The organism is Rhodococcus sp. SORGH_AS_0301 (genome assembly GCF_030818285.1).
GTDB lineage: Bacteria > Actinomycetota > Actinomycetes > Mycobacteriales > Mycobacteriaceae > Rhodococcoides.
In genome coordinates, this window is record NZ_JAUTAC010000002.1 from 2,475,997 (window position 1) to 2,493,336 (window position 17,340).

Below are 17,340 nucleotides of genomic sequence, written 5' to 3' on the forward strand. Positions count from 1 at the left end.
AAGCTGAGAGGAAAACGGTGGCTTGTTGCAATCCCGTGATGCTTTCGGTACCGACGGGTCGGTGGTGAGAGGTCAGATGGCGAGACGCGCCAGCAGATCGCGCGCCTTCTCGGCCGTCTTCGGCTCGCACAGCACGTCGTACCGCCCCGCGACCAACTGCATCGTCGACGCGAAGTCGCGCTGCCCCTTGGTCGCCGCGTAGGGAATGGTGGCCGAGATCAGTCCGAAGACGATGCCGCCCAGCACACCGACGAGGAGCGCGCTCAGGTAGTTGGTGTTCGTGATGATTCCGAGAACGAGTCCGAGGAAGACACCGAGCCAGGCGCCCGAGATGATGCCGCCGCCAATCACTTTGGCCCAGGTGAGGCGACCGATGACACGCTCGACCTGCATGAGGTCGACACCCACGATGGTGACGTCCTGGACCGAGAACTCCTGATCGGAGAGGTAGTCGACCGCGCGCTGCGCCTCGGCGTAGGTGGGATAGGAACCGATGGGCCAGCCCGACGGCGGGGTGGGGAGGCCCTGTCCGGGGCGGCCGGACTGCGACATGGGGTTCGTCATGACTCCATTGTGCCTGCTGGCGGGTCGGTCGTGGGGTCCGGTGCGGGCCGCGCACCGCTGCGCACCATGCCGGCCGCGTCGGCGGCCTCGACGAGGGCCCGAGCCATTCGATGACCCGCCTCGTCGACCATCTCGTCCCCCACCATGACGGCCCCGCGCGCTCCCCCGTCGACGGAGAGGTACCGACGGTAGGTCTCGACGATGTCGTGGGCGCGGTCGACGTCGGCCTGGCGCGGCGAGAACGTCTCGTTGGCGATGTCGATCTGCGAGGGGTGCAGCACCCACTTGCCGTCGTAGCCCAGAGCCGCGGAATGCCGGGCGGCGCGGGTGAACCCGTCGGTGTCGCGTACCTGCACCCAGGGTCCGTCGATGGCCTGGAGCCCGTGGGCCCGCGCCGACAGCAGGATCGTCATCAGCACGTGGTGGTAGGCGTCGCCGCGCTCGTAGCCGGGCGGCTGCTCCCCCACCGTGAGGGTGCGCATGCCGACGTCGGCCATGAAGTCACCCGGCCCGAACACCAGGGTCTGCACCCGCGGCGAGGCCGTCGCGACGGCGTCGATGTGGAGCAGACCCACGGCGTCCTCGATCTGCGGCTCGATCCCGATGCGGCCGACGGGCAGGTCCGACTCGCGTTCGAGTTGTGTCAGAAGCAGATCGAGCGCCTGCACCTCACCGGCCGAGCGCACCTTGGGCAGGACGAGGGCGTCGAGGTGGGCACCCGCCCGTCCGACCACCTCGAGCACGTCGCGGAACGTGGCCTCCGTCGTCCAGTCGTTGACCCGCACGAGCCGGAGCTGCGTGCCCCACCCGTCCCATCCGAGCGCGTCGGCGACGTCGATGCGCGCCTGCGCCTTGGCGGCCGGCGCGACCGCGTCCTCGAGATCCAGGAAGACGGCGTCGGCGGGCAGGCTCAGAGCCTTGCGCATCATCTTCGGACTGCTGCCCGGCACGGCGAGCACGGAGCGTCGGAGGCGGGCGCGCGGCACTGTGGTGGTCACCACGGCACACTATCGGCCCGCACCGCGTGCGAGGCCCCCGTCTACTGTTGCGCCCATGGCAGCAGTGAACAAGGTGTTCGCCGCCAGGCTCGCGGGCCTCGTGGTGCTCGGACCCGACGGTGAGAGCATCGGCCGCGTCCGCGACATCGTCGTGACCGTGCGCGTCGGCCGCCAGCAACCCCGCGTCCTCGGCCTCGTGGTCGATCTGGCCACGAGGCGCAAGATCTTCGTTCCGATGCTGCGCGTGACGGCCGTCGAACCGACGTCGGTGACGCTGACCACCGGCAACGTCAGTATGCGCCGCTTCGTCCAGCGACCGGGCGAGGTGCTGGCCCTGGCCCAGGTCCTGGACTCGCGGGTCCGGACCGACGATCCGGACGCCGAGGACCTGCACGGCGTGGACTGCGTCGTCGTCGACCTCGGTATCGAGCAGACCCGCACGCGGGACTGGGTCATCGCGCGCGTCGCCGTGCGCCCCCACCGCACCCGGCTGGGTCGCCGCGGCAGCATCCACGTGCTCGACTGGCAGAACGTGCAGGGCCTCACCTGGTCCGATCTGTCCCTGCCGGGTCAGGGTGTGTCACAGCTTCTCGCCCAGTTCGAGGGACTCCGGCCCGCCGACGTGGCCGACGCGATCCGCGACCTCCCGGAGAAGCGGCGACTCGAGGTCGCCTTCGCCCTGGACGACCAGCGCCTCGCGGACGTCATCCAGGAGATGCCCGACGACGATCAGATCGACCTGGTGCAGGCGCTCGCCCCCGCCCGTGCCGCCGACGTGCTCGAGGCCATGGACCCCGACGACGCAGCCGACCTGCTCGGCGAGTTGCCGGAGCCGGAGGCCGAATCGCTGCTGCGCCTGATGGATCCGCAGGACTCCGAGCCGGTGCGACGTCTCCTCGAGCACTCCCCCGACACGGCGGGTGGTCTGATGACACCGGAACCGGTGGTGCTGAGCGCGTCCGCGACGGTCGCCGAGGCGCTCGCTCGTGCGCGCAACCCCGACCTCACGCCCGCCCTCGCGTCACTGGTCTTCGTCGTGCGACCGCCGACGGCCACGCCCACGGGCCGCTACCTCGGCTGCGTCCATCTCCAGCAGTTGCTGCGCGAACCGCCCGCCAGTCTGGTCGGCGGCGTGATCGACACGACACTGTCGACGCTCTCCCCGGACGACAGTCTCGCCGCCGTCACGCGATACTTCGCGGCGTACAACCTGGTCTGCGGACCGGTCGTGGACGCCGAGGAGCATCTCATCGGCGCCGTGACCGTGGACGACGTCCTGGACCACCTTCTTCCCGACGACTGGCGCGAACAGGAGCACGTGGGACATGAGTGAGAAGTCGGCGGCGACCGCCAGACAGCGCCTCGACACTCCACGCGGATCCCGACGGTTCAAGCTCGACATCGACGTCGACTCGGTCGGCCGGACCGGCGAGAACGTCGCGCGATTCCTCGGTACGGGGCGATACCTGGCGATCCAGACGGGGATCGTCATCGTGTGGATCCTGCTCAACGTCTTCGCGGTGAGCCTGCAGTGGGACCCCTACCCCTTCATCCTGCTCAATCTGGCGTTCTCGACGCAGGCCGCCTACGCGGCCCCGCTGATCCTGCTCGCTCAGAACCGGCAGGACGACCGCGACCGGGTGTCGCTCGAGGAGGATCGCTCGCGCGCCGCGCAGACCAAGGCGGACACCGAGTTCCTCGCTCGTGAGCTCGCTGCGCTCCGGATCGCGGTCGGCGAGGTCGCCACGCGCGACTACCTCCGCCGCGAACTCGACGACCTGCGCGCGGCGCTGCTCGATCCCGCGCAGGCGGCGGCCGAGGAACAGAAGGCGCGCAAGAAGTCTCGCAAGAAGTCGGTCGACGAGGACTCCACCTCGTTCGCCGCCGCCCCTTCCGTCGAGGAAACAACTCGTTTCGACCACAGCGAGGACACGCGACGGTAACCTCGGTCACACTGCGCGTCGGGTCTCGGTGAGTGCGCAGCCGAGTGTTCGTGGGGGTTTGTCGTATGCGCGTCGGTCGAGACTCTCGACTCGGAGGTGCACTGAGTGCCTCGATTCTTCTTCTCAGCGCGGTCACGCTGGCCGCCGGCTCGGTGACGCCGAGTTCCGCGCACGGTTCCGTCGCGATGGCGGCCGCCGAATCGGTTGCGGCGCCCACACTCCCACCACGGGAGCGCGCTGTCGGCCTGGTCGAGCCCGCCGATCGGCAACCGGTCGCGTTCCGGTCCCCGAAACCAGCCGTCGCCGCGCCCGCGGGCGCCCCGGCCGCTGCTGCGGCGCCGCTGTCCGCCGTGCTCGTCGGCGCACTCGGCATTCCCGAACTCGTCCTGCAGGCCTACCGCTCCGCCGAGGCCCGGCTCGCCACCTCGACACCGGGCTGTCACCTGCCGTGGCACCTGCTCGCCGCCATCGGGCGCATCGAGTCCGGCCACGCGGGCGGCGGCCGCACCGATGCCGCCGGCACCACGATCACGTCCGTGCTGGGCCCGGTGCTCGACGGTCGATCGGCCGCGGACGCGGTCATCACCGACACCGACGGCGGCGCGCTCGACGGGGACGCGGGGCACGACCGTGCGGTCGGGCCGATGCAGTTCATCCCCGCCACCTGGGCCGGCTACGCCTCGGACGGCAACGGCGACGGTCGGAGCGATCCGAACAACGTCTTCGACGCGGCTCTCGCCGCGGGCAAGTACCTGTGCTCGGGCGGCCTGGACATGACGAATCCGGCGCAGGCGACCACCGCCGTCATGCGATACAACAACTCCGCCGCGTACACCGCCAACGTGCTGGCCTGGTCCGCCGCGTACTCCGGCGGCGGCACCCCTGTCGTCGGACGGATCGGCGAGGCGGCGCCCTCCCCCGCGGACGCGCTGGCCGTCGCCGCGGCGGCCGCCGCCGGTGGCGAGGTCACGGATCCCACGACCGCGGCCCCGACGACCACCGCCACGACCACCGCGATGCCGGACACCTCGCTCACTCCGGTGACACCACCGCCGGCGTTCGGCATCCCCGGACTGCCGCCGCTCCCGGTCATCGAGCTCCCCACGATCCCGTGTCTCCTGTGCCCTCCTGCACCAGTGGCACCACCCGCCCCACCTGAGCAGGACACGTCCGTCACGACACCGTGACTGGTCGTGGCTCACATCACGGGCCGGTAACGGATCGGCAACGGATCAGGTAGCCTCGCTCCGACAGCAAAGGTCGGAAGCGCCCCGGAACGGGGCGGGAACAGTCGTCGCGGATCACGAGTCTCGCGGGGGCGAGGAGGTTGTGTATCCGTGGGTCGGCACCGCAAACGATCGTCTTCCACTCTGCGACGGAACACGGTCATCGCGCTGACCGGTCTGATCCCCGCGGGAGCGATCACCGTGGCCAGTGGCTACGGCGCCAGCGCCGACATCCCGTTCCTCCGCACGCACACCACGGCCAGCGAGTCCGCCCTCGAGCCCACCGACGTGGCCCCGGCAGTGGACGTCGCGCCCGCACCCACCACGCAGTCCGCGCCCGAGCCCGTGGCACCGCCCGCGCCGGAGCCCGCTCCCGCCCCCGCGCTGCCCGAGTCCCTCGCGGCCGGCCCGCTCGGCGTCCCGGGCATCAACGTCGCCGCCTACAGGAGCGCCGAGACCCTCCTGGCGCAGACCACCCCCGGCTGCTCGATGAACTGGGCCCTCCTCGCCGGTATCGGCCGGGTCGAGTCCACCCACGCGAACGACGGCAAGGCGGGTGCCGACGGAACGCTGTTCGAGCCGATCCTCGGGCCGGTCCTGGACGGCAGCCTCGCCGGCAACAACGTGATCATGGACACCGACGGCGGCGAGCTCGACGGCAACGCCACGTACGACCGCGCCGTGGGGCCGATGCAGTTCCTGCCGGCGACGTGGAAGCACTACGCCACGGACGGGAACGGGGACGGCAGGGCCGACCCGCAGAACCTGTTCGACAGCGCCGCCACCACCGGGAAGTACCTGTGCGACGGCGGCCTGAACATGGCGGATCCGATCCAGGCCACACAGGCGATCCTGCGCTACAACAACTCGATGGCCTACGTGGCCAACGTGGTCGCGTGGTCGGTCGCCTACTCCACCGGCATCGCCCCCTCCGAAGCGGACCTGCCCCGAATTCACTGACGCGGTACCGCATACCATGGAGAGATGCCCGTAGCCACCGAATCGGACGTTCGCAGCGCCCTCGCGCGCGTGAACGATCCCGAGATTCGCAAGCCCATCACCGAACTCGGCATGGTCAAGAGTGTCGCGCTCGGTAACGACGGATCCGTGGACGTCGGCATCTATCTGACCACCGCCGGGTGCCCGATGAAGACGGAGATCTCCGACCGGGTACGCAAGGCCGTGGCCGACGTCGCCGGTGTCGGTGAGATCCGCGTCGAGCTCGACGTCATGAACGACGAGCAGCGCACCGAACTGCGCAAGTCGTTGCGGGGAGATTCCGCCGAGCCGGTCATCCCGTTCGCTCAGCCCGGCTCCCTCACCCGCGTGTACGCGGTGGCGTCGGGGAAGGGCGGTGTCGGCAAGTCGTCCGTCACCGTCAACCTGGCCGCCGCGATGGCCGCCAAGGGACTGTCGGTGGGCGTCCTCGACGCCGACATCTACGGCCACTCGGTGCCCCGCATGCTCGGTACCGACGCTCGCCCCACACAGGTCGAGCGCATGATCATGCCGCCCGTGGCGCACGACGTGAAGATGATCTCGATCGCGCAGTTCACGCAGGGCAACACGCCCGTCGTCTGGCGCGGTCCCATGCTGCACCGCGCCCTGCAGCAGTTCCTCGCCGACGTGTTCTGGGGCGACCTGGACATTCTTCTGCTGGACCTACCGCCGGGCACCGGCGACGTCGCCATCTCGGTGGCCCAGCTGATCCCCGGCGCCGAGATCCTCGTCGTGACCACCCCGCAGCAGGCCGCGGCCGAGGTGGCGGAACGTGCCGGCGCCATCGCCCTGCAGACGCGTCAACGAGTCGTCGGGGTGGTGGAGAACATGTCGTGGCTCGAGCTGCCCGACGGATCGCGGATGGACATCTTCGGTTCCGGCGGCGGCCAGGCCGTGTCGGAGCGACTCACCACCGCGGTCGGCGCGAAGGTCCCGCTGCTGGGCCAGATTCCCCTCGACACCGCGGTGCGCGAAGGCGGCGACTCGGGCGTTCCGATCGTGCTCAGCGATCCGGAGTCGCCCGCGGCCAAGGCCATGATCGAGGTGGCCGAGAAGCTGTCGGTCCGCAGTCGCGGCCTCGCGGGCATGAGTCTGGGTATCGACACCACCCGGCACCTCTGACGGCCGGAAGGACCTAGGTCGCGTCGGGGTCGATCGGGGGACGGTCCCCGGTCGGCAACGGTGCCGACCCGGTGGACTTCGTCATGTTCGGCGTCCCGGACTGCGGGGTCGACGACTGTGTCCCGGACTGCGGCTTCTCGTCGAACTTCCCGGTGAAGATCGAGTCGTCGCCGTCGAGCAGGTGCTTGGTGATGACCGCGCGCGGGGTCATGCCGCGGAGTTGGTTCAGGTCGGCCAGGGGCTTGCGAAGATCGTCGAAGTCCGTCCCCAGCTCGTCCTTGAGTTGTTGGCTGGCCCCACTGGCATAGTCACGGACCTGCCGGAGCGACCGGGTGGTCCACGTGATGGCCCCGGGCAGACGCTCGGGACCGAGGATGACGAGTGCGGCGACGAGAAGAACCATCATCTCGCCCCAGCCGATGTTCGAGAACACGTCTACACCTTACGCATCCGACACCGGAGTGACCGTCACGTCGACGGTCCGCCCCGAGCGGACGAGTTGCACCTGCACCGGCGTACCGATCTCCTGTTCCTGGACGGCGACCGTCAGCTCGTCGGCACCGGAGACGGTGCGGTCGCCGACGCGGACGATCACGTCGCCCTCCGCGATACCCGCCTGCTGAGCGGGGCCACCGGCGGTGACGTTGGCGATCTGCGCACCGCTGAGCGCGTCGTTGACGACGGACCGCGCGTTGACGCCGATGTCGGGGTGATTCATCGCGCCGGTCCGGATGAGGGACTGCGCGACCTCGGTGACGTCGTCGATGGGGATGGCGAAGCCCAGTCCCACCGATCCCCCGCTCTCACTGCGGATCGCGGAGTTGATACCGATGACGCGACCCTCGGCGTCGATCAGGGGACCCCCGGAGTTACCGGGGTTGATCGCCGCGTCGGTCTGGACCGCGTCGATGACGGCGTCGGTGTCCGTGCCCTCCCCGGACAGTCGCACGGGACGATCGAGCGCACTGACGATGCCGCGGGTGACCGTCTTGCTCAGTCCCAGTGGAGATCCGACGGCGACGACGTCGTCGCCGACCGCCACGTCCGACGAGCGGCCCAGTCGGGCGACGCTGAGGTCCGCGACGTCCGTCTTCAGAACGGCCAGATCCGTCTTGGTGTCACGGCCGACGATCTGCGCGGGCACCTTGGTGCCGTCGGAGAACGTCACGTTGAGCGTCGCGCCCGGGTTGGTCGCAGCCATCGAGATGACGTGGTTGTTGGTGACGATGTAGCCGGCTCCGTCGATGACGACTCCCGAGCCGGTACCGGCGTTGCCGCCGAACGTCTCCTGGACCGACACCACGGACGGCAGGACGGCCTCGGCGACCCTGGCCACCTGGCCCTGCGGGAGTTCGCTGCCGCCCTGTTCCAGGGTCACGCGCGAGCTGGTCAGCGAGCCGCCCAGATCGGCCGCGACACTACCGACGACGCCGCCGAGCAGACCGATGACCAGTGCGACGCCCGCGAGCGAGGCGAGGGCGCCGGCGGAGACTCGGCGGCCGAACAGTACTTCCCGCGCACCCAGTCTCGTGCCGGGCGTCAGCGGTGCGGGTTCCGGTTCGTCGAGCGCGGGCGAGACCGTCGTGACAGCCGACGAGGGCACGCGCCACGGGTTCTGAGGTTCGGGTTCCTGCTCGACCTCGGGAGCCTCGGGCTCGCGCACCAGGGATTCGGTGACACCGGGCGGCCGACCGAAGGCCTCGGTGAGGACGGGATCGGGCGCCGCGACGCGGATCGACGAACTGTCCCGTCGTCGAGTCTGCGCATCACCGAAGGAATCGCGGATGCCGTGGGGGCGACCGAACGCCCGCACCACGTGCGCGTCGATGGTGGGCCGGTAGAGCGGACGCGGAGGAAGCCGCGGCGCATCGTCGTCGGGTGCTCCCCCGTCCGCCGAAGAAGCCGTGGGGTCCGGTCGGTACTCGTCGGCTGGAGTCACCTCTGCACGCTACCGGCGCCGGAAACGTGACCCGACGACCGACCCCAGGCCATGACGCAGGCCGGAGCCGATGCCGGGTTCGGATCGGCCGGGCTCGGGAGACGTGCAGTGCGGGATCTGGTGCAGGAGACCCAGGAGTGAGGACGGCATGGACATCTCCGGCGAGCCCTGGAGGGCGACACGGGCCTGTTGCTGCGCCTGGACCTCGTCGGCACAGGAAGCGCATTCCGACACGTGCCGCGCGGCGCGCAGGTAGGCGTTCATGCGCAGTTCGCCGTCGACGTAGGCGGCCACCGCCTCACTGGCGAGGTGGTCGGTGGGGCTGAACTGCCGAGGATCACGAAACCGAGTCATGCTGCCTCCACTTCATGCCGTGCCGATGTGCGGATCGTCCCGGGTGAAACGCACGGCACCGGCCGGAAGTTCCCGGCCCGCATCCGTTCCCCACAGAACGGTACTCGCGTCGGCGGCTACTCGGCCGAGGTCAGCGACTCGCGGGTACGCCGACTGGCGGCGAGGTGGTCGCGCAGCGCCTGGCGGCCACGGTGGATACGGCTACGGACGGTGCCGAGCTTGACCCCCAGGGTCGCGCCGATCTCCTCGTAGGACAGACCCTCGATGTCGCACAGCACGATGGCTGCACGGAATTCGGGAGCGAGCGAGTCGAGCGCCGCCTGCAGATCCGGGTCGAGCCGGGCGTCGTGGTAGATCTGCTCGGGATCGGGGGTGTCGGACGGCACCCGGTCGTAATCCTCCGGCAGCGCCTCCATGCGGATGCGGTTGCGGCGACGCACCATGTCCAGGAACAGGTTCGTCGTGATGCGGTGCAACCAGCCCTCGAAGGTGCCGGGCTGGTAGTTCTGCAGCGAGCGGAACACGCGGATGAAGGTGTCCTGCGTGAGGTCCTCGGCATCCTGCGCGTTGCCGGACAGCCGGTAGGCGAGGCGGTAGACGCGGTCACCGTGCTCGCGGACGAGTTCGTCCCAGGACGGCATCGACGTCGCGTCTCCGGTCGCGTCGAACACTGCGGTGCCGGACAGCTCCTCGGGACCGTCGACGGTCTGTTCGGACTCGGCGGCGGGGCGGGAGGTCGGGGACGTGAGGGCAGCGTGTTCGCGCGGGCTGGTGATCATGTGGATCGTTCAATCCTCCTACTCGGGCGATCATCGCGGCGTGGTGTCGACGTGCGATGTGGTGTTACCCGTGTTCGGCGCGACCGAAGCGTGAGGACGATCCGACGAACCCGCGTAGGGAAACTATGTCGCGGGCAGGTGTGCGACCCGTGTGAGAAGGCTGAGTGTGGGCTGAGAGTCTGGACGCGAGGAGTTCGTGGGCGGGTTAGGGTCCCTTCGTGACTGCCGACGCCGCCAAGATGCTGCACTACGCCGAAGCCTCCGTCGTGGAGGACGAGATCCTGCAGGCCGCGCGCGAGCGCGCCGTGGATCTGGGCGCCGCGCCGATACCGGCGTCCGTCGGTGCCGTGCTCAGCATGGTCGCGCAGTTGTCCGGAGCGCGCACGGTGGTGGAGGTCGGAACCGGCGCCGGTGTCAGCGGGCTGTGGCTGCTGGACGGGATGCGGCCCGACGGGGTCCTCACCACCATCGACACCGAACCGGAGCATCAGCGCGCCGCCAAGGAGGCGTTCCGTTCCGGCGGCATCGGGGCATCGCGGACCCGGTTGATCAACGGCCGCGCCCTCGACGTGCTTCCCCGCCTTGCCGACGCGTCCTACGACCTGGTGTTCGTCGACGCGACGCCGCGGGACCACGTCGGATTCGTGACGGAGGGCGTGCGGATGCTCCGCCCCGGTGGCGCCCTGATCCTGCACAACGCGTTGCTGGGTGGACGCGTCGCGGACGCCTCGTCACGCGACGAGGCCACCGTCGCCGTCCGCGCGGCCGCCCGCGCCATCGCGGAGAACGACAGCCTGACAGCGGTCGTCCTTCCCCTCGGCGACGGCCTGCTGTGCGCCTCGCGCGTGCCGGAGTGACCTAGATCCAGACACCCTTGCCGACGGCGACCACGCCGTTGGCGCTCACGTTGAACCGCTCGCTGTCCCGCTCGCGGTCGACGCCGATGATCTCGCCGTCGTTCACCACCACGTTCTTGTCCAGGATGGCGTTGCGGACGACCGCATTACGACCGATGCGCACTCCGGGCATGATGACGCTGCCCTCCACGGTGGCGCCCGCGTCGATGATCACCGACGAGCTCAGCACCGAGTTGCGCACCGTCGCGCCGGACAGGATCGATCCCGCTCCGACGATCGACTCCTGAGCCAGACCGCCCTGCACGAACTTGGCGGGCGGCAGGTTGTCCGCGGCGCCGCGGATCGGCCACCGCTTGTTGTAGAGGTTGAAGATCGGATGGACCGACACCAGGTCCATGTGCGCGTCGTAGAACGCGTCCAGGGTGCCGACGTCGCGCCAGTAGCCCTTGTCCCGCTCGGTCGCACCCGGGACGACGTTGTCCTTGAAGTCGTAGACCGATGCCTTCCCGGCCGCGACGAGCGCGGGAATGATGTTGCCGCCCATGTCGTGATCGGAATCCGAGTCCTCGGCGTCGGCACGGATGGCATCGACGAGCACCTTGGTGGTGAAGACGTAGTTGCCCATCGACGCGAACGTCATGGTGGGGTCGTCCGGCGTTCCGGGCGGGTCCGACGGCTTCTCGAGGAACTCGGTGATGTTGCCCGAGGCGTCGCTGTCGATGCAGCCGAATGCCGTTGCCTCGGCGCGCGGTACGCGGATGCCGGCCACCGTGACACCGGCGCCGGAATCGATGTGCTGCTGCACCATCTGCTCGGGGTCCATGCGGTACACGTGGTCCGCACCGAACACGACGATGTACTCGGGATCCTCGTCGTACACGAGGTTCATGGACTGGAAGATGGCGTCGGCACTGCCGGTGTACCAGCGGGGCCCGAGCCGCTGCTGCGCGGGCACGGGGGTGATGTACTCACCCGCGAAACCCGACAGCCGCCAGGTCTGGGAGATGTGCCTGTCGAGCGAGTGCGACTTGTACTGGGTCAGAACGCACAACCGCAGATAGCCGGCGTTGACGAGATTGCTCAGCACGAAGTCGATCAGGCGGTACGCACCACCGAACGGGACCGCGGGCTTCGCGCGATCGGCTGTCATCGGATACAGGCGTTTGCCCTCACCTCCGGCGAGCACGATTCCGAGTACATGCGGCTGGGTCCTCACAACAGCCAACCTATCCGGTTGTGACGAGCAATCGCTACGTATAGGCCGAATGCACACCGACGCGTTACGTTCCTCTCATGCGAGTGGCGATGATGACCAAGGAATATCCCCCCGAGATCTACGGCGGCGCGGGCGTTCACGTGACGCAGCTGGTCGACCGTCTCCGCGCACTGTGCGAGGTCGACGTGCACTGCGTCGGCGCGCCGCGCGAGACCGCCGTCGTGCACTCGCCGGACCCGGCCCTGGTCGACGCGAACCCGGCCTTGACCACGCTCTCCACGGGACTGCGGATGGCGAACGCCGCCGGCGGCGCCGACGTGGTGCACTCGCACACCTGGTACACCGGCCTCGCCGGCCACCTCGCGGCCGAGCTGTACGGGATCCCGCACGTGCTCACCGCGCACTCGCTGGAACCGCGCCGCCCCTGGAAGGCCGAGCAGCTGGGCGGCGGCTACCGCATCTCGTCGTGGTCCGAGCGCAACGCCATGGAGTACGCCGACGCCGTCGTCGCGGTCAGCGACGGCATGAAGGCCGACGTGCTGGACTGCTACCCACGCATCGATCCGGACCGAGTTCACGTGGTGCGCAACGGCATCGACACCGAGGTGTGGCACGCCGGCGGCCCCGCGGACGGCGCGCCGTCCGCGCTCGAGGCGATCGGCGTGCGCACCGACGCCCCCATCGTCGCGTTCGTCGGCCGCATCACCCGGCAGAAGGGCGTGGGGCACCTCATCGCCGCGGCCCACTCGTTCGATCCGTCCATTCAGCTGGTGCTGTGCGCGGGTGCGCCCGACACCCCGGAGATCGCGGTCGAGACCGAGCGCGCCGTCACCGCCCTGTCCGAGAGCCGCGGCAACGTGTTCTGGGTCCGCGAGATGCTGCCGACCGAGCAGATCCGCCAGATCCTCTCGGCGGCCGCCGTGTTCGTGTGCCCGTCGGTGTACGAGCCCCTCGGCATCGTCAACCTGGAGGCGATGGCCTGCGAGACGGCCGTCGTCGCGTCAGACGTGGGCGGCATCCCCGAGGTCGTGGCCGACGGCCGTACCGGGGCTCTCGTGCACTACGACGCCGCGGACACCGCCACGTTCGAGGCGGACCTGGCCGCCGCGGTCAACGACCTCGTCGCCGACGAGAGTCGAGCAGCGCGGCAGGGTGTCGCCGGTCGCGAGCGCGCCGTCGCCGAGTTCTCCTGGGAGTCGATCGCGCAGCAGACGATGGAGGTCTACGCCGCGGCCCGCGCGTAGACACCGAGGGTCACCGACACGGTGACCTCGCGCGCGGGCGGCATCTCGTCGACCCGCGCGCGCAGATCCGCCGCCGGGATGTGGCGCGCCGACGGCCCCATGCTCACGACGTCGACGATCTCGTCCCGCGTGAGCGTGGTCGAGTAGGTGATCGGGACCCGGCGCACCCGCTCGAACCGGCTGCCGAGCGTGTCGCCCAACCTCTGCGTCTTGTTCTCGTCCACCCGGACGAGACCCAGATCGTCGACCAACTCGACGAGATGGCGCTCGGTGGGGGTGAGCACCACCAGCACCCCGGCGGGTGCGAGCACGCGCGCGAGTTCCTCGGCGTTGCGCGGCGAGAACACCGACAGGGCCGCGTCGATCACGCCGGAGCGGACCGGGATGCTCTGCCAGACGTCGGCGACCACCGCGGAGGCCCGAGGGTGCGATCGTGCGGCGCGGCGCGCAGCCGCCTTGGACACGTCGAGACCGACGCCGACGGCATCGGGGACGCCCGCGTCCAGCACGCGGGCGAGGTAGTGCCCGGTGCCCACTCCGACGTCGAGCACGCGGCGCCGGTCCCCCACGGCGTCGGCCACGGCGTCCATCAGCGGGTCGTAGTGCCCGCGGTCGAGGAACTCGGCGCGCGCAGCGACCATCTCGGTGGAGTCGCCGACGATCTTGCCGCCGGACCCGGAGAGCAGGCTGACGTATCCCTGGCGCGCGACGTCGAACGTGTGCCCGCGGTCGCACAGCAGCGCGGCAGATCCCGAGTCCGGATCGTCGGCCTCGAGGTCCGACCCGCAGTGTGGGCACGCGAGCAGGGCCACCGCATCGTCGTTCACGGTTCCTCCGCTCGTCGTGGTGGGTCGCTCGTTCGGTCGGGACGAGAACAGCCCCACCGGTCAGGGTCGGCCGGTGGGGCTGTTCTCACGGTGATGACAGGTGTGGTGTCAGCTGGTGACGCCCTTGAGCTCGTCGCCCAGAGCGGCTGCCTCGTCGGGAGTCAGTTCGACGACCAAGCGTCCTCCGCCTTCGAGTGGAACCCTCATGACGATTCCTCGTCCCTCTTTGGTCGCCTCGAGCGGACCGTCCCCGGTCCGGGGCTTCATGGCCGCCATTCTCTGCTCCCTCCAGATCTGCGCTGCCCTGCATCGCGCGCTGCATCAATTCGGTCGCGCCTCGCCGGGGTCCGACGGGGCTCGTGCACTTATTGTTCCCTATCCTCCGGATCCGTGGGCAACGGACACCCTCGAACGAGCGGGACACGGGTGTGTACTAGCGCGCGGGAACCCAGCATCCGGCGAGGTGATCGTCGACCATTCCGGTCGCCTGCATCAGCGCGTACGCCGTGGTGGGACCGACGAACGCGAAGCCGGACTTCTTGAGAGTGCGCGCGAGAGCGGTGGACTCGGGTGTCACCGCGGGAACGTCCTGCAGGCTCGTGGGGCGACCGCGGCGCGGCGGTGCGAACGACCACAGGAGCGCGTCGAGATCGAGGTCCTGATCGACGATGGCCCGCGCATTGCGCACCGCTGCAACGATTTTCGCGCGGTTGCGGACGATTCCCGCGTCACCCATGAGGCGTTCGACGTCGTCGTCTCCCCACCGTGCGACGACGGTCGGATCGAAGTGCGCGAACGCCGCTCGAAAGGCGTCCCGCTTGCGCAGAATCGTGATCCACGAGAGCCCCGACTGGAACGCCTCGAGGGTGATCCGCTCGTAGAGCGCGTCGCGGCCGTGGACGATGACGCCCCATTCCTCGTCGTGGTACCGGGCGTACAGCGGATCGGTCGTCGGGTCACCGGCCCAGAGGCAGCGGGCCCGTCCGTCCGAACCGATCCGGAGACCGGACTCAGACGTCGTCACCGGGCGCGTCCTCCACGACGGCTTCCGACGGCTCGGCCTCGCGCAGGCGTAGCCGCAAGCTGTCGATCTCGACCGCGAGTCGATCGAGGGCCCAGTCGACCTCGCGGGCGTCGTACCCGCGCAGCGTGAGGGAGAAGCGCAGCGCGCGCACGTCGCGCCCGGAGATGCCACGAGCGGGCAGCGCGGTGGCCGTGGTCCCCTCCGGCAACGGTTCCATCTCCTCCCCACGGCCGAAGACGACGGACGCGAGGAGGAACAGGGCCGCGGCCACGACCGCGATCACGACGACGTACAGCAGGATCGTCACCATGACACGGATCCTGTCACGACGAGGCGACAGGATCCGCGGCGGTGGTGCGCCTCTGCCGGCCTGGACTTCTCAGCCCCCCGACTTCTCGACTCCCGACTTGCCCGCCCACGGCCGCACCGTGCGCATGGGCGGCCGGTCGGCCAGCGAGACGTCGGTGATCGAGGGCACGAAGGTCTCCCCGTCGAGGACGAACTGCGTGAGACCGGCTCCCGAGTCGGCGATGCCGGCGCGCGCCAGCATGGTTCCGACGATCTGACGGCTCATGGCCCCCAGCTCCACGAGCGGCCGGTTGCGGTGACGCCGGACTCCGAGGTTCACCTGTCCGATCGCGTCCATGCCCAACCGGTCGTACGTGTCCATCAGCAGACCGATCTCCACGCCGTACCCGGGCGCGAACGGCACCGAGGACAGCAGTTCGCGGGTGCCCGCGTACTCCCCGCCCAGCGGCTGGATGACCCTTCCGAGCTCGGGACGCAGCGCGGCCAACAGCGGTCTGGCCACCAGTTCGGTCACGCGCCCACCACCGTGTGCTTCGGTCGACCCGCTCAGCGGCCGGCGGTAGTAGCCCTTGACCAGATGGATGCCGTCCCCCATGAGCAACGGCCCGAGGAGCTTGGGCACGAACTGCGGGTCGGGATCGATCAGGTCGGAGTCCACGAACGCGATGACGTCGCCCGTCGTGGCCGCGATCGCGCGCCACAACACCTCCCCCTTGCCGGGAGCGGGGGCGAGTTCGGGAACCGCCTCCTCCCGGGAGACGACGGTGGCACCGGCGGCCGTCGCACGCACGGCGGTCCGGTCGGTCGACCCGGAGTCGAGCACCACCAACTCGTCGACCAGTCGCCCGAGGAGCGGCGAGATGGTATCGAGGACACCGGCGACGGTCTCCTCCTCGTTCAGTGCGGGAAGCACGACCGAGACGGTCCGGTCACCCTTCGCCGCCTCGAGCTCCTCGAGGGTCCAGGAGGGTGATTCCCAGCTGTTCTCGCGATCCCAGTCGGTCGCGGGGGTGAGCATGCCTGCGAGTGTCATGCCAGACCCCGTACCGTCCGGGCGGGAGCCCTGGTGCCTGCTATCGCTGCCACCATGTCGACCACCCGTCTCGTCGCTGCCACCTCGTGCACCCGGAACATCCGAGCACCCTGTGATGCCGTCAAAGCTGTCGCGGCCAATGTTCCCTCCAACCGTTCGGCAAGTCCTACACCCAGAGTCTCCCCGATGAAATCCTTGTTGCTCAGTGCCATCAGGACAGGCCATCCGGTGTTTACAAGACTGTCGATCCGGCGCAACAGTTCGAGCCCGTGATAGGTGTTCTTGCCGAAATCGTGGGTCGGATCGATGATGATCCCGTCCGCTCGCACGCCCGCGGCCAGAGCGTTCTCGGCCGATCGAGTCACCTCGGAGAGCACGTCGGCGACCACGTCGGGGTAGCGAACGCGGTGCGGCCGGGTCCGGGGAACGGCTCCGCCGGTGTGCGAACAGACGATGCCGGCACCGACCTCGGCGGCGACGTGCACGAGCTCGGGGTCCGCGCCGGCCCATGTGTCGTTGATCAGATCGGCGCCCTCGGCGCACGCGAGCCGAGCGACCTCGGCCCGCCAGGTGTCCACGCTGATCACCAGATCCGGGTATGCGGCGCGGATGGCGGCGACGAACGGCACGACCCGTCGGGTCTCCTCGGCGGCGTCGACGGTGGCGCCGGGTCCGGCCTTCACACCGCCGATGTCGACGAGGTCGGCACCCTCGTCCACCGCACGGCGGACCGCGTCCATCGCGGCGTCGTCCTCGAACGTCGCGCCGCGGTCGTAGAAGCTGTCGGGGGTGCGGTTGACGATGGCCATGACCAGCGCACGGTCGGTCGCGACCGGTCGACCGCACAGGGTGTCGGCGGGGACGGACGTCTCGGGTGCGCTCACACCACCATGATGCCCGTCCCCG

Annotated in this window: 20 protein-coding genes; 7 read left to right on the top strand and 13 right to left on the bottom strand. The window is 69.8% G+C overall.

All coding sequences use genetic code 11. The features are described 5' to 3' along the window. Positions 1–72: 72 nt before the first annotated feature. Together QE397_RS12165 and QE397_RS12170 are read right to left on the bottom strand one after the other, a co-directional pair. On the bottom strand, positions 73–564 hold the full coding sequence (locus QE397_RS12165; RefSeq protein WP_027503852.1) for a general stress protein: 492 nt from the start codon (positions 562–564) through the stop codon (positions 73–75). Beyond that, a complete protein-coding gene (locus QE397_RS12170) occupies positions 561–1,562 on the bottom strand; it encodes a CoA ester lyase (RefSeq protein ID WP_268788555.1) in 1,002 nt (333 codons plus the stop codon). Before QE397_RS12170 ends, QE397_RS12165 begins: the two co-directional genes overlap by 4 nt. Before the next feature lie 55 nt (positions 1,563–1,617). Here QE397_RS12170 and QE397_RS12175 point away from each other — a divergent pair, with 55 nt between their 5' ends. The 5 genes from QE397_RS12175 (at position 1,618) to QE397_RS12195 (ending at position 6,852) form a co-directional block, all read left to right on the top strand. Beyond that, a complete protein-coding gene (locus QE397_RS12175) occupies positions 1,618–2,895 on the top strand; it encodes a magnesium transporter MgtE N-terminal domain-containing protein (RefSeq protein ID WP_027503853.1) in 1,278 nt (425 codons plus the stop codon). Continuing rightward, positions 2,888–3,505, top strand: coding sequence for a DUF1003 domain-containing protein (locus tag QE397_RS12180; RefSeq protein ID WP_081821023.1), 618 nt, complete (start codon positions 2,888–2,890; stop codon positions 3,503–3,505). The genes QE397_RS12175 and QE397_RS12180 overlap by 8 nt, the downstream gene beginning before the upstream one ends. 65 nt (positions 3,506–3,570) lie before the next feature. After that, the gene (locus QE397_RS12185) at positions 3,571–4,692 is read left to right on the top strand and encodes a lytic transglycosylase domain-containing protein (RefSeq protein WP_307093495.1); all 1,122 of its coding nucleotides are present in this window, start codon (positions 3,571–3,573) and stop codon (positions 4,690–4,692) included. A 150-nt stretch (positions 4,693–4,842) separates the two neighbouring features. Continuing rightward, positions 4,843–5,691, top strand: a complete 849-nt coding sequence (locus QE397_RS12190; RefSeq protein WP_222650282.1) for a lytic murein transglycosylase — start codon at positions 4,843–4,845, stop codon at positions 5,689–5,691. Between the two features lie 24 nt (positions 5,692–5,715). Further along, positions 5,716–6,852 carry an Mrp/NBP35 family ATP-binding protein gene (locus tag QE397_RS12195; RefSeq protein WP_027503855.1) on the top strand — a complete coding sequence of 379 codons (1,137 nt, stop codon included), beginning with the start codon at positions 5,716–5,718 and terminating at the stop codon, positions 6,850–6,852. A 13-nt stretch (positions 6,853–6,865) separates the two neighbouring features. Here QE397_RS12195 and tatB read toward each other — a convergent pair whose 3' ends face one another. From tatB to sigE, 4 genes are all read right to left on the bottom strand, one after another. After that, positions 6,866–7,285 carry a Sec-independent protein translocase protein TatB gene (tatB, locus tag QE397_RS12200; RefSeq protein ID WP_222627983.1) on the bottom strand — a complete coding sequence of 140 codons (420 nt, stop codon included), beginning with the start codon at positions 7,283–7,285 and terminating at the stop codon, positions 6,866–6,868. A 9-nt stretch (positions 7,286–7,294) separates the two neighbouring features. Next, on the bottom strand, positions 7,295–8,791 hold the full coding sequence (locus QE397_RS12205) for a trypsin-like peptidase domain-containing protein (protein WP_373425231.1): 1,497 nt from the start codon (positions 8,789–8,791) through the stop codon (positions 7,295–7,297). 9 nt (positions 8,792–8,800) lie between these two features. Beyond that, entirely contained in the window at positions 8,801–9,145 is a 345-nt protein-coding gene (locus QE397_RS12210; protein WP_056442598.1) for a hypothetical protein, read from the bottom strand. Between the two features lie 116 nt (positions 9,146–9,261). Further along, positions 9,262–9,924 (bottom strand): RNA polymerase sigma factor SigE, encoded by a 663-nt coding sequence (gene sigE / locus QE397_RS12215; RefSeq protein ID WP_204866810.1) that lies wholly within the window; start codon positions 9,922–9,924, stop codon positions 9,262–9,264. A gap of 239 nt (positions 9,925–10,163) precedes the next feature. Between sigE and QE397_RS12220 the strand changes: the two genes are divergently transcribed. Next, positions 10,164–10,781: an O-methyltransferase gene (locus QE397_RS12220; RefSeq protein ID WP_027503859.1), complete on the top strand. Its 618-nt coding sequence runs from the start codon at positions 10,164–10,166 to the stop codon at positions 10,779–10,781. Position 10,782: 1 nt separating this feature from the next. On the opposite strand, the gene glgC is transcribed toward QE397_RS12220, so the two are convergent. Next, positions 10,783–11,997: a glucose-1-phosphate adenylyltransferase gene (gene glgC, locus QE397_RS12225; RefSeq protein ID WP_027503860.1), complete on the bottom strand. Its 1,215-nt coding sequence runs from the start codon at positions 11,995–11,997 to the stop codon at positions 10,783–10,785. Between the two features lie 77 nt (positions 11,998–12,074). Here glgC and glgA point away from each other — a divergent pair, with 77 nt between their 5' ends. Beyond that, on the top strand, positions 12,075–13,241 hold the full coding sequence (gene glgA / locus QE397_RS12230; protein ID WP_307093496.1) for a glycogen synthase: 1,167 nt from the start codon (positions 12,075–12,077) through the stop codon (positions 13,239–13,241). Here glgA and QE397_RS12235 read toward each other — a convergent pair. The 6 genes from QE397_RS12235 to folP all read right to left on the bottom strand — a co-directional run bounded on the left by QE397_RS12235 (position 13,220) and on the right by folP (position 17,243). After that, a complete protein-coding gene (locus QE397_RS12235) occupies positions 13,220–14,068 on the bottom strand; it encodes a methyltransferase domain-containing protein (protein WP_027503862.1) in 849 nt (282 codons plus the stop codon). The genes glgA and QE397_RS12235 overlap by 22 nt on opposite strands. A 108-nt stretch (positions 14,069–14,176) precedes the next feature. After that, positions 14,177–14,344 (bottom strand): DUF3117 domain-containing protein, encoded by a 168-nt coding sequence (locus QE397_RS12240; protein ID WP_003406247.1) that lies wholly within the window; start codon positions 14,342–14,344, stop codon positions 14,177–14,179. 157 nt (positions 14,345–14,501) lie between these two features. Beyond that, on the bottom strand, positions 14,502–15,065 hold the full coding sequence (locus QE397_RS12245; protein WP_027503863.1) for a DNA-3-methyladenine glycosylase I: 564 nt from the start codon (positions 15,063–15,065) through the stop codon (positions 14,502–14,504). Positions 15,066–15,078: 13 nt separating this feature from the next. Then, positions 15,079–15,402 carry a DivIVA domain-containing protein gene (locus QE397_RS12250; RefSeq protein ID WP_222638160.1) on the bottom strand — a complete coding sequence of 108 codons (324 nt, stop codon included), beginning with the start codon at positions 15,400–15,402 and terminating at the stop codon, positions 15,079–15,081. 69 nt (positions 15,403–15,471) lie between these two features. Then, the gene (locus QE397_RS12255; protein WP_051613039.1) at positions 15,472–16,419 is read right to left on the bottom strand and encodes a glucosyl-3-phosphoglycerate synthase; all 948 of its coding nucleotides are present in this window, start codon (positions 16,417–16,419) and stop codon (positions 15,472–15,474) included. An 11-nt stretch (positions 16,420–16,430) separates the two neighbouring features. Beyond that, positions 16,431–17,243 (bottom strand): dihydropteroate synthase, encoded by an 813-nt coding sequence (gene folP / locus QE397_RS12260; RefSeq protein ID WP_081821090.1) that lies wholly within the window; start codon positions 17,241–17,243, stop codon positions 16,431–16,433. Positions 17,244–17,340: the final 97 nt, after the last annotated feature.